Origin of the sequence: Qipengyuania sp. SS22 (genome assembly GCF_025736935.1) — a bacterium.
GTDB lineage: Bacteria > Pseudomonadota > Alphaproteobacteria > Sphingomonadales > Sphingomonadaceae > Qipengyuania.
The window spans coordinates 1,155,357-1,175,616 of record NZ_CP107048.1; the positions used below are offsets into that span (position 1 = coordinate 1,155,357).

Sequence of the window (20,260 nt, forward strand, 5' to 3'; positions counted from 1 at the left end):
ACGTTTGAAACTTATTTCTTCTTGAGCATGTTCTGGAGGTCGGGGGGAAGCGTGGAAGGATCCACCCCGGGGCCCTTGCCGCCGCCCATTCCGGGCAGGCCGCCAGCGCCGCTTCCCGGCCCGCCGAGGCCCGGCATGGCGGCACCCATGCCGCCTCCGCCGAACAGCGCGCCAAGGCCCTTCATCCCGCCCATTTTCTTGATCTGCTTCATGGCGCGGCCCATCTCCTGGTGCATCTTGAGCACCTTGTTGACGGTCTGCACGTCGGTGCCCGAACCCGCCGCAACGCGCTTCTTGCGCTTGGCGTTGAGCAGCGCCGGCTTGGTCCGTTCCTTGGGCGTCATCGAACCGATGATCGCGTCCATATGCAGCAGCACCCGGTCGTCCATGTTCGACGCGGCCATCGCGGCCTTGGCCTTCTTCATGCCCGGCAGCATCCCGGCGAGCATGCCCAGCCCGCCCATGTTCTGCATCTGCTTCAATTGCATGCGCAGGTCCTCGAGGTCGAACTTGCCCTGCGCCATTTTCTTGGCGAGCGCTTCGGCCTCGTCCTGCTTGATGCTCTCGGCGGCCTTTTCGACCAGCGACACGACATCGCCCATGCCGAGGATACGGCCGGCCACGCGCCGGGGATCGAATGCCTCGATCGCGTCGAGCTTCTCGCCCGTACCGGCAAACTTGATCGGCTTGCCGGTGACATAGCGCATCGACAGCGCCGCACCGCCGCGTGCATCGCCGTCCATCCGGGTCAGCACGACGCCGGTCAGCGGCACTTCGCCGGTAAAGCTCTGCGCGACATTGACCGCGTCCTGGCCGGTCAGGCTGTCGACCACCAGCAGCACTTCGGTTGGCGTCGAGACACCGGCAATCGCCTTCATCTCGGCCATCAGCGCTTCATCGACATGCAGGCGGCCCGCGGTATCGAGCAGCAGCACGTCGGCAGCCTGCAGCTTGGCGCTTTCCATCGCGCGGCGGGCGATATCGACCGGCTGCTGGCCCTCGATAATCGGCAGCGTCCCGACATCGACCTGCTCGCCGAGCACCTTGAGCTGTTCCTGCGCGGCCGGACGGTTGACGTCGAGCGACGCCATCAGCGCCTTCTTGCCGTGCTTTTCGCGGATCAGCTTGCCGAGCTTGGCGGTGGTGGTGGTCTTGCCCGAGCCCTGCAGGCCGACCATCATGATCACGACCGGCGGCTTGGCGGCGAAATTGAGCCCCTCGACCTCGGTTCCGCCGAGCATGTCGACCAGCTCGTCATCGACGATCTTGACGACCTGCTGGCCCGGAGTGACCGATTTGAGGACGTCCTGCCCGATCGCCTTTTCGGTGACGGCATCGATGAAGCGGCGCACGACGGGCAGCGCGACATCGGCTTCGAGCAGCGCGATGCGGATTTCGCGCATCGCCTCGCGCACGTCGCTTTCGCTCAGCGCGCCACGCCCCTTCAGGCGGTCGAAGACATTACCGAGGCGGTCGGACAGATTGTCGAACATGCCGGCCTAAACTCCTTTCGAACCCTGCAGGGCCCGAATACGCGAAAAACGCCGACGGACGAAAACTCGTCGGTCAGCGTGGGGAAATCCCCGATGGAACCCAAACTTGTGCCCGGGTGAGGTGGAAGCAAGCCGTAACCGTCGCCACGGCCTGCTACCAGCGCACTCGGTAGTTGAAATGGTGGAGCCTAGCGGGATCGAACCGCTGACCTCTACAATGCCATTGTAGCGCTCTCCCAGCTGAGCTAAGGCCCCGAGCCATTTCAATCGGCACGCCCTGGGAGGCGCGCCAGCCTTGCGGAGGCAGCCCTTTATGGGGCCGCCCCGCGCAAGGCAAGCGAAAAAATCAGCTCTCGTCGGCGTCGTCGTCGTCGCCCTTGGCTTTGGTTTCGACACCGAGGTCGTCGTCACCGCCAAGATCGACTTCATTGTCGGGCGAATCGTTATCTTCATCGATGTCGAGATCGAGATCGTCGTCATCATCATCGCCGCTCAGATCGCTATCCGGCTCGGCGTCCTTCTTCTTCTTGCTTTCTTCCTCGGCAAGAATCGGCTGCTTCGACTTAAGCACCGGTTCGGGCGACCATTCTTCGCCGCATTCGATGCAGGCGACGGGATCGTCCTTGTTAAGATCGTAGAAGCGGGTGCCACAGTTCGGGCAGGTCCGCTTGGTGCCCCATTCCGGTTTGACCATGTGTAATCCTTAGGCTTTGCCGCCCCTGGCGAACTGCGCAGGGGCCGTGAATTCGTAATCGTATTGATGGGAACCTGCAGCGCAGGAATCAACAGCGCGCGCGCCTTGCCAGAAGCACCTGCCACTGTCAAAGCGCCGCATCCGAATGAACTGCCGATACGGAAACCCCCGCTTGACCGCCCACCGCTTCACCCCCGCAGGACCGCTGACCGGACGCATTCGCGTACCCGGCGACAAATCGATCAGCCACCGCGCGCTGATGTTCGGCGCGTTGGCAGTCGGCCGCAGCCGCATTTCGGGCCTGCTCGAGGGCGAGGACGTGCTCGCCACCGCCGCCGCGCTGCGCGCGATGGGCGCGCAGATCGAACGCGACGGTGACGATTGGGTGGTCGACGGCGTCGGTGTGGGCGGGCTGCTGCAACCGGACGCAGCGCTCGACATGGGCAATTCGGGCACTTCTACCCGACTGCTGCTGGGCCTTGTCGCAAGCCACGCGATCACTGCCGCCTTTACCGGCGATGCCAGCCTTTCGAAGCGCCCGATGGGCCGTGTGATCGACCCGCTCTCCTTGATGGGGGCCAGTTTCACCCCCTCGCCCGGCGGCACGCTGCCGCTGATGATGGAGGGCATCGAGCCTGCTGTGCCGATCGAATACTGCCTGCCCGTCGCCAGCGCGCAGGTGAAGAGCGCGGTGCTGCTGGCAGGCCTCAACACGCCGGGCATCACCACCGTGATCGAGCCGGTTCCGACCCGCGACCATACCGAGCGCATGCTGCGCGGCTTCGGCGCCGACCTGAGCGTGGAAGAGACCGATGGCGCGCGCATCATCCGCGTGCATGGCCCCGCCGACCTGCACCCCTGCGATATCGAGGTGCCGGGCGATCCGTCTTCTGCGGCATTCTTTGCGGTTGCGGCCAGCATCGTGCCCGGCAGCGACCTCGTGATCGCAAACGTCGGCCTCAATCCGACCCGCAACGGCATTTTGGAAGTGCTCGGGCAGATGGGCGCGAAGATCGAGTATCAGGACGCGCGTGAAGTCGGCGGCGAGCCGGTGGCCGACCTGCGCGTGCGCCATGCTCAGCTGACCGGCATCACGGTCGAGCCCGCAGTCGCCCCCCGCATGATCGACGAATTTCCCGTACTGTTCGTCGCCGCCGCGCTGGCCGAAGGCACCACCGTTACCAGCGGCCTCGAGGAATTGCGCGTCAAGGAAAGCGACCGCCTGTCCGCCATGGCGCAGGCGCTGCGCGCAGCAGGGGTCACGTTGGAAGAAACCGACGACGGCCTGATCATCGAAGGTACCGGCGGCGCGCCGCTGGCGGGCGGCGGCCCGGTCACCACCCATCTCGATCATCGCATCGCGATGAGCATGGCGATTGCCGGCCTCGTCAGCCGCGAGGGCGTTGCGCTCGACACGGTCGACCCCATCGCGACCAGCTTCCCCGGCTTCGTCGGTTTGTTGCAGGAGGCCGCGGCATGATCGACCTCGACTGGGCAGCCTGGATCGGCTTCGTCGGCACCGCCTGTATAATCGGTGCCTATGCCTATCTCACCTCTACCGAGAAACCCAACTCCTTCATCCTGCATGGCACCAATCTGGCAGGTGCCGCGCTGCTGACCGTCTCGCTGCTGGTTCACACCAATTGGCCCAGCCTCGTGCTCGAAGGATTCTGGGCAGCGATTGCCCTGTGGGGCTTGGCCAAGGCGGTCCGCGGGCGCAAACAGGCACGATGATTATCGCCGTCGACGGACCGACCGCCTCGGGCAAGGGCACCATTGCGCAAGCGCTGGCCGAGCATTTCGGCCTGCCGCATCTCGATACCGGGCTGCTTTATCGTGCGGTCGGGCGGCAGGTGTTCCTCGACGGCGGCGACCCCGACAATGGCGGCGATGCGCTGGCGGGCTGCGCCTTTCCCGACGAACTGCTGCTCGATCCGCATCTGCGAAACGAGGAAACCGGCGGGCTGGCGAGCCGGGTCTCGGTCCACCCGGCGGTGCGTCAGGCACTGTATGAACGCCAGCGCCGCTTCGCCATGCAGGACGGCGGCGCTGTGCTCGACGGGCGCGATATCGGCACCGTCATCGCGCCCGAGGCCGACGCCAAGCTGTTCATCATCGCCAGCGTCGAGGCGCGCGCGCAGCGCCGCTTCATCGAAATGCGCGAACGCGGTGTGCATGTCACCAAGCTCGAGATCGCGGACGATCTGCGCCGGCGCGACGAACGCGACAGCAATCGCGCGGTCGCCCCGCTGGCTCCCGCGCCCGATGCGATGGTCATCGACACCAGCCCGCTGAGCCGCGAGCAGTCGATCGAAGCCGCGATCGAAGCGGTGAGGGAAGCCACTTCCTAGCCCGATCGACCATCGCGTGGCGCCGTTTCGCGGACGCCGCTTTCCTACAGGAGGGTGGCAATGGCAGCATCATCGTCATGCCCGCCGCCAGCCCCCTCCCCGGACCGCTCCATTTCGCCAGATCAGCGCACATGTACCGGTCCCGGATAAAGTTCTCCAGGACCGTGTAACATGCGGTCCATGTCTAGAGGCCGATGCCCGCAATTCGCTTGCGTTTCGCGACCATTTCGCCTAGGCGCGCGCCCGTTCTCTCAATCCCCGATTGAAAGGACTTCCGCGGCGGCATTCGGCCCTGCGGGAGACAGCGGCCCTCTTGCCCCGTTGGCCTGCGCAATCGTGCGCAGAGACGGGTAAAGACCCCGGGAAAACCGGTGGCCGGTAGCAAAACGTAAGTTAGGACTACTCACACATGGCAACTTCAGCCAATCCCACCCGCGACGATTTCGCGGCCATGCTCGACGAGCAGCTCGGTGGCGCCGATGACGGCGGCTTCGAAGGCCGCGTCGTCAAGGGCACCGTCACTGCCATCGAAAACGGCATGGCGCACATCGATGTCGGCCTCAAAAGCGAAGGCCGCGTCGACCTCAAGGAATTCCAGCGCTCCGAAACCGAAACCGCGCCCGGCGTCGGCGATGAAGTCGAAGTCTATGTCGACCGCGTCGAAAACGCCGAAGGCGAAGCGATGCTCAGCCGCGACCGCGCCCGCCGCGAAGCCGCCTGGGACAAGCTCGAAAACGAATTCGGCGAAGGCAAGCGCGTCGAAGGCCGCATCTTCGGCCGCGTCAAGGGCGGCTTCACCGTCGACCTCGACGGCGCCGTGGCCTTCCTGCCCGGCAGCCAGGTCGACATCCGCCCCGTGCGCGATGTTACCCCGCTGATGGACATGGCCCAGCCCTTCCAGATCCTCAAGATGGATCGCCGCCGCGGCAACATCGTCGTGTCGCGCCGCGCCGTGCTTGAAGAAACCCGCGCCGAACAGCGCAGCGAACTGATCGACAAGCTGGCCGAAGGCCAGGTGATCGACGGCGTGGTCAAGAACATCACCGATTACGGCGCCTTCGTCGACCTCGGCGGTATCGACGGCCTGCTGCACGTCACCGACATGAGCTACAAGCGGGTCAACCACCCCAGCGAAATGATCGAAATCGGCGCTACCGTGACCGTCCAGATCATCCGCATCAACGAAGAAACCCAGCGCATCAGCCTCGGCATGAAGCAGCTGGAAAGCGATCCGTGGGATGGCGTTGCCGCGAAGTACCCGGTCGGCATGAAGATGACCGGTACCGTGACCAACATCACCGAATACGGCGCCTTCGTCGAAATCGAGCCGGGCATCGAAGGCCTGGTCCACGTTTCGGAAATGAGCTGGACCAAGAAGAACGTCCACCCGGGCAAGATCGTCTCGACCTCGCAGGAAGTCGAAGTCATGGTCCTCGAGGTCGACAGCGAAAAGCGTCGCATCAGCCTCGGCCTCAAGCAGGCCCAGCGCAATCCGTGGGAAGAGTTCGCAGAGAAGCATCCGGTTGGCTCGAAGGTCGCTGGCGAAGTCAAGAACGCCACCGAATTCGGCCTGTTCATCGGTCTCGATGGCGACGTCGACGGCATGGTCCACATGTCGGACATCGCCTGGGGCATCTCGGGTGAAGACGCACTCGCCCTGCACCGCAAGGGTGAAGAAGTCGAAGCCGTCGTTCTGGATGTCGATACCGACAAGGAACGCATCAGCCTCGGCATGAAGCAGCTCGAAAAGGGCGCGCCGACCGAAGCCGGTGCCGCCGGTTCGGTTCGCAAGGGCGAAACCGTCACCGTCACCGTTCTCGAAGTCCGCGATGGCGGGCTCGAAGTGCAGGTTGGCGAAGACGGCGCGACCGGCTTCATCAAGCGTTCGGATCTCGGCCGCGATCGTGACGAACAGCGCCCCGACCGCTTCCAGGTCGGTGGCAAGGTCGATGCGATGGTCACCGGTTTCGACCGTTCGAAGAAGCCCAACTTCTCGATCAAGGCGCGTCAGATCGCCGAAGAGAAGGAAGCGGTGCAGCAGTTCGGTTCGTCCGACTCGGGTGCCTCGCTCGGCGACATCCTCGGCGAAGCGCTGAAGAAGAAGGAAGACTGACGGCAACAGGTTGGCGCCTGCGAAGCGGGCGCTTACCGCACCGTCATCCCGGGCTCGATCCGGGATCATGGGCCGATAAGTCCCGCGGTGCCGTCAGCGATCCCAGCTTCCGCTGGGATGACGATTACAGGAAGGCCCGCTTGCGAGATCCGCAAGCGGGCCTTTCCTATGTGGGGGAACCGTCCTAGGTTCCCCGTCATGCTAGACGTCCACCAGTTCCCCTGCCTGACCGACAATTACGGTTTCCTGCTCCACGATCCCGCCAGCGGGGAAACCGCGGCGATCGACACGCCCGATGGCGGCGAATACCTCAAGCAGGCCGACGCCAAGGGCTGGCGTATCACGCAGATCTGGAACACGCATTGGCACCCCGACCATGCCGGCGGGAACAAGACCATCGTCGAGGCGACTGGGGCAACGGTCATCGCGCCGCGCGAAGTCGAACGCCTGTCACCCATCGACCGCGTGGTCGGCAATGGCGACAGCGTAATGCTGGGCGACTGGCAGGCGCGGGTGATCGACGTGTCGGGCCACACCAACGGCCACATCGCCTATTACATAGCCGAGGCAGACATGGCTTTTGTCGGCGACAGCGTCTTCGCACTGGGCTGCGGGCGGATGTTCGAAGGCGAGCCCGAGCAGTTCTGGAACAGCCTCGACCGGATACGCCAGCTCCCCGACAACACGCTGCTCTATTGCGCGCATGAATATACCGCGGCGAATGCCAAGTTCGCGCTCCATGCCGATCCCGACAATGCCGAGCTCGCGCTCTATGCCGCGCGGATCGACGAGCAGCGCGCCAAGGACGAACCGACCGTTCCCACCTTGCTGTCGCGCGAACTGGCGACCAACCCCTTCCTGCGCGCCGACGACGCCGATCTGCGCGATCGTTGGGGCGGATCGAGCCCGGCGGAGACCTTCGCCGCATTGCGCGCCGCAAAGGACAGTTTCTAACTGCGATGAAGGCCGTTCTCGTCCGCGAACTGTCGCCCGACCTGTCGGGGGTCGAGCTGGCCGAGATCGCCCAGCCTGCCGGCGATGTGCTGGTCCGCGTACGCGCCGCCTCGCTCAACTATCCCGACCTGCTGATGACGCAGGGCACATACCAGTTCAAACCCGAGCCGCCCTTCGTCTCGGGTCTCGAAATGGCTGGCGAAGTGGTGGAAGCCCCTGCCGATTGCGGCTTCGTCCCGGGTGACAGGGTACGCGGCGGGGCCAAGACCGGCGCCTTTGCCGAATATGTCGCGCTGCCCGCTGCCGCGCTGCGCAAGGTCCCTGAGGCAATGGACTGCGCGCACGCTGCGGCGATGGGCGCTGCCTATCACACCGCCTATGTCGCGCTGGTCGAGATTGGCGGGCTGGAAGCCGGACAGACGGTGCTGGTGCATGGGGCCAGCGGCGGGGTCGGCCTTGCCGCCTGCGATCTGGCCCAGGCGATGGGCGCAAAGGTAATCGCCGCCACGCACCGCGAGGACAAGCTCGACCGTTTGCGCGTGATCGCCAAACCCGATGCGGCGATCCTCAACACCGGCCGCTTCCGCGAAGATGTCAGCGAATTGACCGGGGGGCGATTGTGCGACCTCGTCTTCGATCCCGTCGGCGGCGATGTGTTCGACGAGAGCACCCGCTGCGTCACTTTCGGTGGCAAGCTGCTGGTGATCGGGTTCGTCGCCGGGCGCATCCCCGAAATCGCGGTCAACATCCCGCTGATCAAGGGGTTCTCGGTGGTCGGTGTCCGCGCGGGCGAATACGCCCGCCGTTTCCCCGAGCGCGGCGCCCACATCGCGCAGGCGATCGACCAGCTTGCCAGCGAGGGCCGCATCACGCCCCATGTCGAGCGCACGCTCCCCCTCGCCTCGTGGCGCGAGGCTTTCGAGGCGATGGCGCGCGGCGAGATCATCGGCAAGCTCGTCCTCGAACCGTAAGCTTCGCGGCTCAAACGCAAAAGGGCGGCCCCGCAGGACCGCCCTTTCGAAAACTCCATGACAGCCGGAATCAGATCCCGGCGATCACCGTATCGGCCAGCGCCTTGTCGGCCGTAGCATCGTGCTTTTCGGAAATCAGCGTGCGGCTGGCATTGGTCGCGGCATTGACGGCGCGATTACGGACATCGTCGACCGCCTCGCGCTCGGCGGCAGCGATCTTGTCTTCGGCCATCCGCTTGCGGCGCTCGACCATGGCCTTGCTGTCGGCCTCGGCCTTTTCGAGCAGCGCATCGGCTTCGTGCCGGGCATTGACCAGCATCGCTTCGGCGTCCTTCTCGGCACCGGCGATCTTGGCGGCATATTCCTGGCGCAGCGCTTCGGCTTCGGCGCGCAGCTGCTTGGCCTCGTCGAGCTGGTCCTTGATCGCGGCAATCTTGCCGTCGAGCCCACCGGCGATGGTCTTGTGGGCCTTAGCCCCGAACAGCGCGATCAGCAGCAGGACAAGCATCGACAGCGAGACGATCTGGAACGGTGCCAGGCCCCACAGCTCGGGTTCGGCATGCGTTCCGGCACCGCCGTGGCTGTCCTCGACGAGGACCTGGGCCGCTTCGGTGGCGAAGACTTCGGGCGCGGCGTTAGCCATGGCTCAGGGCCTCCTTGACGGCCTTAGTGGCGACGGGCTTGGTCACGCTGACGCCGGCGAGGCGCGAGACGATGTCCTGTGCCGCTTCGGCAGCGACCGCTTCGACTTCGGTCAGCGCCGCAGTGCGGGCTTCGGCGATACCGTGTTCGGCTTCGGCAAGTTTCTTGTCGAGCCGCGCCTGTGCCGCCTTCAGTTTCTTTTCGGACTTGGCCGCAGCCTCGTCCTTGGCCCCGGCGACGATTGCCTGCGCCGCGGCGCGGTTCTCGTTCTCGCGGACCCGCCAGGCTTCTTCCTCGGCGTCGGCAGCATCGCGCGCAGCCTTGGCTGCAGCGAGGTCGGCGGCGATCTGGCCGTCACGCTGGGCGACGGTTTCCATCACCCTCGGCACCATGCCGCGGCCGATGACGAAGAAGGTGATGCCGAAAAAGACCAGCAGCCAGAAGACCTGGCTGGACCATGTTTCGGCAAGCTGTGCGATCTGGGGCATGGCAGCTCTCGAAAGGCGGGTACGAAAAATTCACGGCACCGGCCAGGACATGTCCCCGGCCGGTGCGATATCGGCAGTCGCTGTTAGGCGACGAAGATCAGGATCATCGACACGACGAACGCCAGCAGGCCGAGAAGTTCGGCAGCGGCGAAGCCGATGAACAGGCGGCCCTGCTGGCCGTCGGCAGCACCCGGATTGCGCAGCGCGCTTTCGAGGAACGAACCGAAGACGTTACCCACACCGATCGCGGCCATACCGGCACCGATCGCTGCGAGGCCTGCACCGATGAGCTTTGCAGCTTCCATTTCCATGACAAACTCCTTTGAAAAATCTGATTGATAGATGACTTAGTGAAGGTTCTCGGCGTCGTTGATATACAGCGACGTCAGAAGAGCGAAAACATAGGCTTGGATACCGGCGACCAGCAGTTCGAGCGCGCAGATGCCGATCATCAGGATAAAGCTGGGCAGGCCGACCATCAGGCCGAAAGTGGCGCCGGCATTGGTGCCGTCGATCACGAAGCTCGACAGCACTTCGAGCAGCACGTGGCCGGCCATCATGGCGACGAACAGTCGCAGGCCGAGGCTGAACGGACGCACCATGAACGAGATGAACTCGATCGGCGCGATGATCGGAATCATCGGCAGCGGCGTGCCTTGCGGCACGAACAGGCTGAAGAAGTGGAAGCCGTGCTTCCAGAAGCCGACCAGCAGCACGATCGAGAAACTGATGATCGCGAGCACGCCGGTAACGGTGAAGTGGCTGGTGAAAGTGAACGGGTGCAGCCCGAAAATGCCCAACGGCAGCAGGCCGAGGAGGTTGGCGAACAGGATGAACATGAACAGGCTGAAGACATAGGGCACGTATTTGCGCCCGGCCTTGCCGATATTGGCTTCCAGCATGTTGTCGATGAAACCGGTGAAGGTTTCGACCGTCATCTGCCAGCGCCCGGGCACCAGTTCGCGCTTCATCCCGCCCAGCACGAAGAGGAAGAGCACCACGGTGGTGATCAGCATCCACATTGCGCTGTTGGTGAAGGCGATGTTGTAACCGGCCAGTTCCCAACCGCCCGAACCGGCAAGCGGTTCGATGGTGAACTGGTACATCGGATCGACTTTGGCCTGCTCGGCTGCCACGTCTGTTTCGTCCCTAGAACCTGTAACGAACGCCCCGGAAATCCCGCGAGGGGATCATTCGTCGGGGCGCTTGTTTGCCGCACGGAAAATGTTTCTGAAGGCGACCACTATTCCGAGGAACAGGCCGATCAACAGACCCCAGGGATTGGTACCGGTGAAATAGCCGATGGCATAACCGATGACCGCACCGCCAAGAAGCCCGCCGAGAAGGTCCGCCAGAACCCGGTTGCCGCTACGATAATTCGCATCGGCACCCGAAGCCGTGGGACGGTTACGCTGCTCTTCGCGCTGCTGGGCGGCCGAGAGCCGCTTCTCCAGCGCGTCGATCCGCGCATCCTCCTCGATAGGTTCTCGTGCGGGTTCGTCGTCGCTCATGCCTTGCTCCTTTAAGGGGGTTGCGCGGCACGGGCACGGACTTGCCCGCCGAGGGCGACGACCCCTTAGAAGGGGGGTGGTGGCAAGTCAACACGGAGCGGGGCGAGCTACGCCCGAAGTATCACAAAAAAGCCCACTTTCTTACGGACAGCGTGGATCGCGCAGCGGGGCACCGGTGCCGCGGGTCTGCCAGCTGCCATCGGGTGCCTGGTATTTCTCGCCCGGTTCGGTGGCGAGGATCGCCTGGCAACCGGCGGTCAGGGCATATTCCTCGATCGTCGCATTGTTCGCCTTAGCGCGTTCCGAATAAACAGCGCGGCGCTTGATGTTGATATCGTTGACGATCCGGCGCAGCGCGGGCGTTTCGCCGACCACGATGCCCAGATAGCCATCCATCCGCTCGCCGACCTGGCCCGACGAACGGGCCGCGGCATAGGCGGGATCGCGCTGTGCGAAGGCCGGTGCGGCGAAGCCGCCCAGCGCGGTGGCCATGGCCGCAGCCACCAGAACCGGTTTCGTCATCTTGTTCATAATGTCACCCATCAGAAGATATCCGCATTGTCCTCGATCGTATTGCCCGCATCCTCGGCGAGCCGGTAGATCACTTCCTGGCGGATGTTGACGTTCAACTCGATCACGATCGGCTCTTCGGGCGCATTCACCGTAATGCATCCGCCCAGCGCGACTGTGGCCAGCATGGCCGCCGCCATCCTCCCGGTCAATTTGGGGTATTTCATAGCCCTCACTCGCTTTCCTGCTCCTGAATAGGGATTTCATCCGGAATGATGTCGTCCGGGTCGATAATCGGTTCGGCCTCGGCGCCGGTAATCGAACGGCGCAGCAATCGCGTGCCATCGTCGGACAGCAATCCCAGCGAACGCGGATCGCGCACCGAGGCCGGATCGTACAGCGATTTGAGATTGTTCAACAGCTGGTAGAACTGGGCCTTGATGTTGATACGGAACTGCAGCGGCAGCGATGCGAGGCGCTTGGTGACGAAATTGGACTTGGCGTCCTCCCCCTGCCGAATCCCGTCGAAGCGGACACGGGTGACGATCTCGCCGGTCAGCGGGCCTTCCATGATCACGCGCATCTGCGAATAATCGAGGCTCTTCAGCGCATCGAAGGCAAAATTCGCGATCGGCGAGAGGTCTTCATAAGTCAGCTCGCCGACATAGGAAACGGTGCCGCCCGGCGGGCGCGAGATAAGGACTCCGGTATCGATCCGGCCATTGCCGCGTTCGTCGAACACGATCGGCACGGTCCCGTCGAACAGCCCCGTCGCGGTGATGTTCTCCAGCTCCATCTCGGTGACGAAGGTCCCCGCATCGAGACCGACGATCTCGAAGATATAGCGCCGTTCCTCGCTGACCCCGAGATTGAGATCGACATCGCGCAGGATCAGCTGCCCACCCATGAACGGCCAGTTGCCACCCGACACCGCGAGCAATTCGCCGTTCTGCAGCGCAAAGCCGACTTCGCCGTCGAACACTTCGACCCCGGGATTGACCGAAGCGACGCGAATCGTTTGCCCGGGCGCAGTCGTCAAATTGAGCAAATCGGTAAACTCGATCGTCCCGCTGGCTCCCTTGACCGGGCCAAAGGCAGCCGCGAAATCGAGATCGTCGGTGGTAAAGCGCCCGGTACTGGTCACCGTGCCGTCTGCCGCCCAGTCGATCCGGCCCCGCCCGGTGACGGTTCCTTCGGTATTGGCGATCACACCCTTGGTCAGGCTCGACAGCTCCATCGGCTGTAGGCCAGCGTCGAATTGCAGGCCGGGGACTGCAAGATCGGCAAAGCCCGCACCGCTGGCCAGATCGTGGCGGATATCGACCGCGGTGACGAGCCGGTCGCTCGCCGGATGGCGCAAATCGGCCTGCGCAGCGATGACATTATCGATCAGAGCAAGCACCGCATCGCGCGCGACCAGCGGCTCGAACCGGGCGGGTTCGTCGCGGTCGACGAGTGTGAACTCGCCTTCCTCGATCGCCAGCCGGCCATCGGCGAAACGCCACTGGCCGCTGGCCTGCGTCAGGTTCATCGGCACCGCCGCGAGCGCGATATCCGCATCGCTGAACGTCCCCGCGATTTCGTCGCCGAGCCGCGCCTCCAGTCCCGATACGCGGAACCGGCTGGCGGTCTCCGCCGGGCCGAGCGCGACATCGATGGCCTTGGCGGTCATCACGCCCGGATAGGCGAAGCCGACCGGACCGGAGACGAGCCGGATCGGCGTTTCGCCGAGATATCCCTCGAGATCGAGCGACGAGGTTCCGGCAGCGATCTGCAGGCCGCCGGGTCCGCTCTTCAGAATCGCGCGTCCACGCGGCGGGCATAGCGTCAGGCCGCGCTTCTCGACGGCGAGATTGGCGAGTTCGAGGCGATCGAAGCGCACCTCGGTGCACGAGCGCCACAAAGCGAGTTGTCCCTCGCCGTACCGCCCTTCCACCGGCAACCGCAGATTGGTCGCCGAGCCGCCCGGTAGCGCGCCGCTGGCCTCGACCCGACCCGCAAAGCCGAGCGCCCCGCCCGGCCCCTGCGCGATCATGATCTGCGGCACGGCCAGCATCGAACTGCCCGCAGCATACCGCTCCATCGCCAGGCGGAAAATCGACCCGCCCGAATCGCTGCGCTCCATCCGTCCGCTGATCCGCGGCATATCCGCGCCGCCGGTTGCGATATTGCCCACGATGCGCGGCATTTCGCCAGTCCTCGCAGCGATCTCGACGCGCGATAGCGACACCAGCCGTGCGCCGCTGCCGCCGCGCAATTCGGCGCGCGGGGTGAGCAGCGAATACCCCTCGGGATCGAACCGCAAACGGATATCGGCATCGAGCGCGCTGCCGCGGGTCTCCGCCTGCAATGCATTGGCCATCTTGCGGGTCAGCGGTGCGACCAGCGTCCCCTCGCCCGTTCGCACAAGCGATTCGACCGTCGCCACCAATCCGCGCCCGAGCCGCAGCCCGTTGCCCTCGAGGTTGCCTTCGAGCTGGAGCCGCTCGACCCCGTCGCTGGCACGCAATTGCCCTTCGGCGGTGAGCACCGCCGCGAGCACCTGCGGGGTATCGACGCCGCGTGCTGCGAGCGAATATTTCGCGGTGGTCAGCCGGTCGCGCATCTGCGCGCGAACCGTGCCCATGATGGCGGAAGCGGTATTACCCGCATAGCGCGTTTCGCCGCCCTCGAGCCGGACCTCGATCGCCGGGTTTGCCAATCGCGTGTCGGCTGCAACCGTGAAGTCCAGCGCATAGTCGTCGAGGGTGAGCGCCTGGTCTTCGCACGCCAGCGAGGCGAGACGCACGGGGCCGGAGAATTGCGGCTCGCCCGAGGTCGAAGTGAGCTTGCCATAGGCGCTCGTCCGCCCTGCTTCACATCCAGGCAGCGCAAGGCTGGGCGCAATCGCGGCCAGCGTGCCGTCCCAGCCATGGCTGACCAGTCCGGTGCCCGCGATCTTGAGTCCGACCGGGCCGTAATCGGTTTCGATCAATCCGCGCCCGTCGTGGATGGTCAGGTTGAGATTAGGCAAGCCGGCAGGGCCTTCGCTCGGTCCGAAGACCAGCGGGTCGAGGCTTCCCAGGCTGAATTGGCTGTCGCGATAGGTTCCGTAGAGGCGCGGTTCGACCAGCGTGACGCCGCCAATTTCGGGCGTGCCAAAGCGGTGCCTCAGCGTGACGATCACGCGTTCGGCGGTGAAATCGGGGGCGTCGGGATCGCCGAGGACGACCTGCGACAGAACCTGCGTCTGGCCGCCGACGCGGTCGATCGTGTAACTGGCGGGGATATTGTTCGCATCGAGCTGGTCGCGGATGATGTCGTCGACAATCTGCTCGCGCGACAGCCATACTACCAGTGCGGCACCCAGCAGCACGGCAAGGAAGGCAAGCGCGAACGCCCAGCGCTTGCGACGCCAGCCTGCCCGCCGCACGGAATCGTCGGCCGTCATGTCATCGTCGCTCGCGGCCCGCTCCATCGATCCCACACTTGCGCGTATTGCCTGCTAAAGGCAATGCAAGTGCGTCAAACGCGGCGCATGGGGGAATGGTTGCCGGGGGATACGAATAAATCGGCGACGCATGCCGGTGCCGGGCACCGCCAGCGTCTGCGCGACCGCCTGCTGTCAGGCGGTGCCGAAGCGCTCGCCGATTACGAACTGCTGGAATTCCTGCTGTTCGCCACCATCCGCCAGGGCGATACCAAGCCGCTGGCCAAGGCGCTGATTGCCCATTTCGGATCGTTCGCGGGCGTTCTTGCCGCCGATCCGCAGGCGCTGCAGCGGGTCAAGGGCATGGGCGAAGCGAGTGCCGCCGCGCTTTATGCCTGCAGTCTGGCAGCCCGGCGGATGGCGCGCGGCGCAGTGCAGGACAAGCCGGTGCTGGCAAGTTGGCAGGCGCTGCTCGATTATCTCGCGATCGACATGGCGCATCTCGCTCACGAGCGCGTCCGCGTGCTTTACCTGAATGCGCAGAACCGGCTGATCCTCGACCACCTGCTCGGCGAAGGGTCGATCGACGAAGCCGCGATCCACCCGCGCGAGGTGATCCGCAAGGCGTTCGATATCGGCGCGACGGCGCTGATCCTGGTGCACAACCATCCCAGCGGAAACCCCGAACCGAGCCGTGCCGATATCGCGATCACCGCGCGTATTGCCGAGGCTGGCCGCCTGCTTGGCGTGACCGTGCACGACCATGTGATCATCGGCCGCGAGGGCAATGTCTCGCTGCGCGCGAAGGGCCTGATCTGATCAGCGCGGGACCAGGCCGTAGCCCTTGTACAAGCGATCGATACCGGGTTCGATCCGCCGCGCGTAAACCAGATCCTCGCGCCCGCGCTTGTCGCCATCCTCCAGCCGGATCAGACCGCGCATGAACAGGCTCGCCGCCTGCCCCGGCTCCTGCGCCAATGCCGCCTCCAGATCCGCCATCGCCTCGTCCTTGCGGCCAAGACGGTAATAGGCAAGCGCGCGGCTATCGAGCACGCCGGGCGCATTGCCCGAAACCGCGACCGCCCGATCACAGACCTCCTCGGCCAGCTCGATCTGGTAGCTCCAGATACCCGCGGTCCAGCACTGCGAATTGAGCAGCGATACGTCGTCGGGCTGCCGGTCGAGAGCGATCTGGAGCCGATCCCAGGCCTCGGCGGCGCGGTCCGCATGACCGGAAATTTCCGCCCATGCGGTGTCGACGCCAACGCCTTCGTCCCCGGAAAGACCAAGGCGGTCGAGCAGATCGAGCGCCTCGTCAGCGCGGCCCGCCAGCGACAGTCCCTCAGCGAGGCTCGCGGCGTATTCGAGATCGCCTTGCAAATCGAAAGCGGTCTGCGCATCGGCCAGCGCCAGATCGTATTCGCCCATGGCGTTGTAGACCCCGCCGCGTAGCACATACAAATCTGCGCTGCCTTCCAGATCGATGGCGCGATCGAACTCGACAATCGCCTCCTCGTAATCGCGCGCGAAAGTCAACATGGTTCCGCGAAAGGTATGAAATACCGCCAAATCGGCCTTGAGTTCAGTCAATGCCGACGCGCCCTCGATATGCGGCTGGAGCCGTCGGGCGATGACCTTGTCGTCGAGCTCCCAATGCCGCTTGGGATTTTCGATGCGCAACACCGGATCCCCACTGGCGATCCGGCGAATCGCACGTCGCGCATCGCCGAGTTCGGCGGCGGGAATTTCGGCGGGAATAAACGATGTCGAATCGCGAAATTCGAAAGTCCCCTCGGCAAGGCTGCTGGCGCGCTTGAAACGCACCCCCGCAGCAAGCTCGTCGAGTGCCTCGACACCGGTAAGCTGAACCACATCGCTGCCTTCGGGCAGGCGGTAGGTCCAGTGTTCCTCCATCGTCACCGGACCGCCGGTTCGATAGGGAATATCGCGCCACGCGGAGCGTGCACGATCGGGCTGGAAGCTCCAGTTGGTGGTCGCCCCGGTGACGTAATAGCTGGCCACGCCGCGATCGAATTCGAACTGGTCGAAGGTCATGCCCTTGGCCACCAGCCGCGCAATCCCGGCCTCGTCATCATAGGTAATGCGCGCGTCGTAAACGAGGCCGCCGATGATGTCTTCGAGATACTTGGTCACAGCCCCGACCACGATCATGGGATCGTCCTGTGCTGCCTCCGCGCGCCAACGCGCACCCATCGATCCGCGCAATTCGACATCGGCCGTATAAAGCACGGGCATGTCGACCCCGGCCGACATGTCATAGGTCATTTTCAGCACCCGGTCGGACGTTTGCGGCCAGCGCTGCGCGACCGGGATCAGGTCGGCGCCTTCGCTGCGGATCGGCAGTGCCCAGCCGAAGTCGGGCACTTCGTCGATCGTCGCCAGCCGCGTGCCGGCATTGGTCCCGTCGAGCCAATAGTCCTTGCCGGCGATGTGCGCGCGGACAATCATGTGGTCGAAGGCACCGGGGATTGGCTGCGAAATCGCCACCGCATCGCCATTGTCGCTATCGACCAGCACCGCTTCGGCCTCGATCCCCATCGCGCGCAGCATGGCCAGCAGCAGCAGGCTCTTGGCCTTGCAGTCGCCATAGCGATTCGCCCACGTCAATTCGGGCGCCTGCGGCAGGTAATTGCCCCCGTCCATCCCGTTGAGCAGGTAGCTGACCTCGTCCTGCACCATGCGCAGTGCCAACGCCGCGCGTTCGAGCGGTACGTCGGTGGCCTGTTCGATGCGCGCCACCTCGCGGGCGATCGCGCTGTCGGACGCAATCGTGCCTTCGGTCGTGTAATAACGGCTCATCGACTGCGAGACGTGGGCCCAATCGGTGAAGCTGCCGACCTGGATTTGCGGCATCACCTTGAAGCGGCTCGGCGCATCCTCGGGCATGGGGTCGGGCTCGGCCACCGGGAGGTTGAAATCGAGCACGGTAAACCCGCTCTCGTTCCAGCTTTTGGGCGCAGCGACATCGCCCAGCGTCTTCCACTGTATCGGCGCAGATTCGGGCCATGACAGCCGCAGGCGTCCCAATCCGATCTTGGTCGGCTCGGCAACGATTCCTTCAGCAAACTGCATTTCGCCCGCCAGCGCCTGGTCGCGCAGGCTGCTCGACGACGTGACGCGCAGCACATCGCCGATCTTCAGTCCGGGAATGGCAAAGGCGGCTGTCAGTACACCATCGACCGAGCGCCGCTCGAGTTCGCGTTCGCGGCGCAGGATTTCGGGCCGCAGCCCCCCCGCGAGGAGATCGATGGCTTCCCCATCGCGCAGGATCTCGAGCCGGTGCACTGCCAGATCGCCCTTGTCGGGCAACCAGGCCAGCTGGATCGTTCCCATCTGCTGCAACGCCTGCGCGGTATCGAGCCAATAGGCAATGTCGGTATAGCGCGTGACGGTGCCGTCCTCGAGCCGGACCTGCCGGTCGTAGAGGGGAATGTTGTCGCGCGATTCCGCCAGCCCACCATCATACAGCGGTTCGACCCAGGCGGGCGGCTCGATATAACGCACATCCTCACCCGCCAATACGGGAGCGGCGAGGACAAAAAGCGGCACGGCAGCAAGTGAACGGTACGACAAGTCTTTGGAACTCCCCCCAATTCCTGCGCATCTATGGGATAAGTGCGGACCTGCCAAGATTTCGCCGCGCGAAAGCCGTGGTTTTGTGCCGCGCATGACGCGGGCACCACAGCGCCGACCGGCTCGCGCGAACCTTGCTATTCGGCTGCGCTCCGCCTAGCGGCAGCGCCACGTTTCAGCCCCTATCGCATCCGGAGCTCACCATGGTCCCCCGCTACGCCCGTCCCGAAATGACCGCTTTGTGGGAGGCCGAAGCGAAGTATCGCATCTGGTTCGAAATCGAAGCGCATGCGACCGAAAAGCTCGGCGAACTGGGCGTGGTCCCGCCGAGCGCGGCCAAGGCGCTGTGGGACTGGTGGGCAACCGATCCCAAGATCGACGTCGAGGCGATCGACGCGATCGAGGCGGTCACCAAGCACGATGTCATCGCCTTCCTCACCTGGGTAGCCGAAAACGTCGGCGACGAGGCGCGCTTCATGCACCAGGGCATGACCAGCAGCGACGTGCTCGACACCACGCTGGCGGTCCAGCTGGCACGTTCCGCCGATATCCTGCTGGCCGATCTGGACGCGCTGCTGGAAGCGATCAAGCGCCGCGCCGAGGAACACAAATACACGCCGACCATCGGGCGCAGCCATGGCATCCATGCCGAACCGGTGACCTTCGGTCTCAAGCTGGCGCAAGCCTATGCCGAGTTCGACCGCTGCAAGACGCGGCTGGTGGCGGCGCGCGCGGAAATCGCCACCTGCGCCATTTCGGGCGCAGTCGGCACCTTCGCCAATATCGATCCGCAGGTCGAAGAGCATGTCGCGGACAAGCTCGGCCTGACCGTGGAGCCGGTTTCGACGCAGGTCATCCCGCGTGACCGGCACGCCATGTTCTTCTCGACGCTGGCGGTTATCGCCGGTTCGATCGAACGGCTCGCGGTCGAGGTTCGCCACCTCCAGCGCACCGAAGTGCTCGAAGCCGAAGAGTATTTCTCGCCCGGCCAGAAGGGATCGAGCGCGATGCCGCACAAGCGCAACCCGATCCTGACCGAAAACCTTACCGGGCAGGCCCGGATGATCCGCGCCTACGCCCTGCCCGCGCTCGAAAACGTGGCGCTGTGGCACGAGCGCGATATCTCGCATTCCTCGGTCGAACGCTTCATCGGGCCCGATTCCTGCATCACGCTAGATTTCGCGCTCGCCCGGCTGACCGGCGTAGTCGACAAGCTGCTGGTCTATCCCGAGCGGATGCAGGCGAATATGGACCGCATGGGCGGGTTGATCCATTCGCAGCGCGTGCTGCTGGCGCTGACTCAGAACGGGGTCAGCCGCGAGGATGCCTACCGCCTCGTCCAGCGTAACGCGATGAAGGTGTGGGAATCGGACGGCCAGCTGACGCTGCTCGACCTGCTCAAGCGCGACGAGGATGTGACCGCCGCGCTCGGCGTCGAACAGCTCGAAGAGAAATTCGACCTCGAATACCACTTCAAGCACGTCGACACGATCTTCGCGCGGGTCTTCGGCTAGACGCGGGACGGGTCCC

General features: G+C 64.6%; 19 protein-coding genes and 1 tRNA gene. 8 read left to right on the top strand and 12 right to left on the bottom strand.

The features are described 5' to 3' along the window. Nucleotides 1-11: 11 nt before the first annotated feature. The 3 genes from ffh to N6L26_RS05635 form a co-directional block, all read right to left on the bottom strand. The gene (gene ffh, locus N6L26_RS05625) at nt 12-1,493 is read right to left on the bottom strand and encodes a signal recognition particle protein (RefSeq protein WP_263607063.1); all 1,482 of its coding nucleotides are present in this window, start codon (nt 1,491-1,493) and stop codon (nt 12-14) included. A 179-nt stretch (nt 1,494-1,672) separates the two neighbouring features. Next, nucleotides 1,673-1,748, bottom strand: a tRNA-Ala gene (locus N6L26_RS05630). 91 nt (nt 1,749-1,839) lie between these two features. After that, the gene (locus tag N6L26_RS05635) at nt 1,840-2,187 is read right to left on the bottom strand and encodes a TIGR02300 family protein (RefSeq protein WP_253515313.1); all 348 of its coding nucleotides are present in this window, start codon (nt 2,185-2,187) and stop codon (nt 1,840-1,842) included. Nucleotides 2,188-2,332: 145 nt separating this feature from the next. Here N6L26_RS05635 and aroA point away from each other — a divergent pair, with 145 nt between their 5' ends. From aroA to N6L26_RS05665, 6 genes are all read left to right on the top strand, one after another. Then, nucleotides 2,333-3,667, top strand: a complete 1,335-nt coding sequence (gene aroA / locus N6L26_RS05640) for a 3-phosphoshikimate 1-carboxyvinyltransferase (protein WP_263607064.1) — start codon at nt 2,333-2,335, stop codon at nt 3,665-3,667. Then, nucleotides 3,664-3,921, top strand: coding sequence for a CBU_0592 family membrane protein (locus N6L26_RS05645; RefSeq protein WP_263607065.1), 258 nt, complete (start codon nt 3,664-3,666; stop codon nt 3,919-3,921). Before aroA ends, N6L26_RS05645 begins: the two co-directional genes overlap by 4 nt. Beyond that, a complete protein-coding gene (locus N6L26_RS05650; protein WP_263607066.1) occupies nt 3,918-4,538 on the top strand; it encodes a (d)CMP kinase in 621 nt (206 codons plus the stop codon). The genes N6L26_RS05645 and N6L26_RS05650 overlap by 4 nt, the downstream gene beginning before the upstream one ends. 409 nt (nt 4,539-4,947) lie before the next feature. Further along, nucleotides 4,948-6,651, top strand: coding sequence for a 30S ribosomal protein S1 (gene rpsA, locus N6L26_RS05655; protein WP_253515304.1), 1,704 nt, complete (start codon nt 4,948-4,950; stop codon nt 6,649-6,651). Between the two features lie 198 nt (nt 6,652-6,849). Next, nucleotides 6,850-7,605, top strand: a complete 756-nt coding sequence (gene gloB / locus N6L26_RS05660) for a hydroxyacylglutathione hydrolase (RefSeq protein ID WP_263607067.1) — start codon at nt 6,850-6,852, stop codon at nt 7,603-7,605. 5 nt (nt 7,606-7,610) lie between these two features. Then, complete coding sequence (locus N6L26_RS05665; RefSeq protein ID WP_263607068.1) at nt 7,611-8,576, top strand: NADPH:quinone oxidoreductase family protein; 966 nt, start codon at nt 7,611-7,613, stop codon at nt 8,574-8,576. A gap of 70 nt (nt 8,577-8,646) precedes the next feature. Here the strand turns inward: N6L26_RS05665 and N6L26_RS05670 are convergent, their stop codons facing one another. From N6L26_RS05670 to N6L26_RS05705, 8 genes are all read right to left on the bottom strand, one after another. Continuing rightward, nucleotides 8,647-9,219 (bottom strand): hypothetical protein, encoded by a 573-nt coding sequence (locus N6L26_RS05670; protein ID WP_263607069.1) that lies wholly within the window; start codon nt 9,217-9,219, stop codon nt 8,647-8,649. Beyond that, nucleotides 9,212-9,706 (bottom strand): ATPase, encoded by a 495-nt coding sequence (locus tag N6L26_RS05675; protein ID WP_263607070.1) that lies wholly within the window; start codon nt 9,704-9,706, stop codon nt 9,212-9,214. Before N6L26_RS05675 ends, N6L26_RS05670 begins: the two co-directional genes overlap by 8 nt. An 83-nt stretch (nt 9,707-9,789) precedes the next feature. Further along, a complete protein-coding gene (locus tag N6L26_RS05680) occupies nt 9,790-10,017 on the bottom strand; it encodes a F0F1 ATP synthase subunit C (protein ID WP_160726388.1) in 228 nt (75 codons plus the stop codon). Between the two features lie 36 nt (nt 10,018-10,053). Further along, nucleotides 10,054-10,842, bottom strand: a complete 789-nt coding sequence (locus N6L26_RS05685; RefSeq protein WP_263607071.1) for a F0F1 ATP synthase subunit A — start codon at nt 10,840-10,842, stop codon at nt 10,054-10,056. A gap of 54 nt (nt 10,843-10,896) precedes the next feature. After that, entirely contained in the window at nt 10,897-11,217 is a 321-nt protein-coding gene (locus tag N6L26_RS05690) for an AtpZ/AtpI family protein (RefSeq protein ID WP_253515299.1), read from the bottom strand. A gap of 141 nt (nt 11,218-11,358) precedes the next feature. After that, the gene (locus tag N6L26_RS05695; RefSeq protein WP_253515298.1) at nt 11,359-11,739 is read right to left on the bottom strand and encodes a YdbL family protein; all 381 of its coding nucleotides are present in this window, start codon (nt 11,737-11,739) and stop codon (nt 11,359-11,361) included. 20 nt (nt 11,740-11,759) lie between these two features. Further along, the gene (locus tag N6L26_RS05700) at nt 11,760-11,954 is read right to left on the bottom strand and encodes a YnbE family lipoprotein (RefSeq protein WP_263607072.1); all 195 of its coding nucleotides are present in this window, start codon (nt 11,952-11,954) and stop codon (nt 11,760-11,762) included. 5 nt (nt 11,955-11,959) lie between these two features. Beyond that, on the bottom strand, nt 11,960-15,157 hold the full coding sequence (locus N6L26_RS05705; RefSeq protein WP_263607073.1) for a YdbH domain-containing protein: 3,198 nt from the start codon (nt 15,155-15,157) through the stop codon (nt 11,960-11,962). 87 nt (nt 15,158-15,244) lie between these two features. Between N6L26_RS05705 and radC the strand changes: the two genes are divergently transcribed. Next, nucleotides 15,245-15,955: a RadC family protein gene (gene radC, locus N6L26_RS05710; protein WP_412071351.1), complete on the top strand. Its 711-nt coding sequence runs from the start codon at nt 15,245-15,247 to the stop codon at nt 15,953-15,955. Here radC and N6L26_RS05715 read toward each other — a convergent pair whose 3' ends face one another. Continuing rightward, nucleotides 15,956-18,706: a DUF3857 domain-containing protein gene (locus N6L26_RS05715; RefSeq protein ID WP_263607075.1), complete on the bottom strand. Its 2,751-nt coding sequence runs from the start codon at nt 18,704-18,706 to the stop codon at nt 15,956-15,958. A gap of 227 nt (nt 18,707-18,933) precedes the next feature. Here N6L26_RS05715 and purB point away from each other — a divergent pair, with 227 nt between their 5' ends. After that, entirely contained in the window at nt 18,934-20,244 is a 1,311-nt protein-coding gene (gene purB / locus N6L26_RS05720) for an adenylosuccinate lyase (RefSeq protein WP_263607076.1), read from the top strand. The last annotated feature ends 16 nt before the right edge of the window (nt 20,245-20,260 follow it).

What these genes read in the sequence shown, in the direction of transcription:
- ffh (WP_263607063.1), bottom strand. Translation starts at nt 1,493, where the DNA reads ATGTTCGACAATCTGTCCGACCGCCTCGGTAATGTCTTCGACCGCCTG.
- N6L26_RS05635 (WP_253515313.1), bottom strand. Translation starts at nt 2,187, where the DNA reads ATGGTCAAACCGGAATGGGGCACCAAGCGGACCTGCCCGAACTGTGGC.
- aroA (WP_263607064.1), top strand. Translation starts at nt 2,333, where the DNA reads ATGAACTGCCGATACGGAAACCCCCGCTTGACCGCCCACCGCTTCACC.
- N6L26_RS05645 (WP_263607065.1), top strand. Translation starts at nt 3,664, where the DNA reads ATGATCGACCTCGACTGGGCAGCCTGGATCGGCTTCGTCGGCACCGCC.
- N6L26_RS05650 (WP_263607066.1), top strand. Translation starts at nt 3,918, where the DNA reads ATGATTATCGCCGTCGACGGACCGACCGCCTCGGGCAAGGGCACCATT.
- rpsA (WP_253515304.1), top strand. Translation starts at nt 4,948, where the DNA reads ATGGCAACTTCAGCCAATCCCACCCGCGACGATTTCGCGGCCATGCTC.
- gloB (WP_263607067.1), top strand. Translation starts at nt 6,850, where the DNA reads ATGCTAGACGTCCACCAGTTCCCCTGCCTGACCGACAATTACGGTTTC.
- N6L26_RS05665 (WP_263607068.1), top strand. Translation starts at nt 7,611, where the DNA reads ATGAAGGCCGTTCTCGTCCGCGAACTGTCGCCCGACCTGTCGGGGGTC.
- N6L26_RS05670 (WP_263607069.1), bottom strand. Translation starts at nt 9,219, where the DNA reads ATGGCTAACGCCGCGCCCGAAGTCTTCGCCACCGAAGCGGCCCAGGTC.
- N6L26_RS05675 (WP_263607070.1), bottom strand. Translation starts at nt 9,706, where the DNA reads ATGCCCCAGATCGCACAGCTTGCCGAAACATGGTCCAGCCAGGTCTTC.
- N6L26_RS05680 (WP_160726388.1), bottom strand. Translation starts at nt 10,017, where the DNA reads ATGGAAATGGAAGCTGCAAAGCTCATCGGTGCAGGCCTCGCAGCGATC.
- N6L26_RS05690 (WP_253515299.1), bottom strand. Translation starts at nt 11,217, where the DNA reads ATGAGCGACGACGAACCCGCACGAGAACCTATCGAGGAGGATGCGCGG.
- N6L26_RS05695 (WP_253515298.1), bottom strand. Translation starts at nt 11,739, where the DNA reads ATGACGAAACCGGTTCTGGTGGCTGCGGCCATGGCCACCGCGCTGGGC.
- N6L26_RS05700 (WP_263607072.1), bottom strand. Translation starts at nt 11,954, where the DNA reads ATGAAATACCCCAAATTGACCGGGAGGATGGCGGCGGCCATGCTGGCC.
- N6L26_RS05705 (WP_263607073.1), bottom strand. Translation starts at nt 15,157, where the DNA reads ATGACGGCCGACGATTCCGTGCGGCGGGCAGGCTGGCGTCGCAAGCGC.
- radC (WP_412071351.1), top strand. Translation starts at nt 15,245, where the DNA reads ATGGGGGAATGGTTGCCGGGGGATACGAATAAATCGGCGACGCATGCC.
- purB (WP_263607076.1), top strand. Translation starts at nt 18,934, where the DNA reads ATGGTCCCCCGCTACGCCCGTCCCGAAATGACCGCTTTGTGGGAGGCC.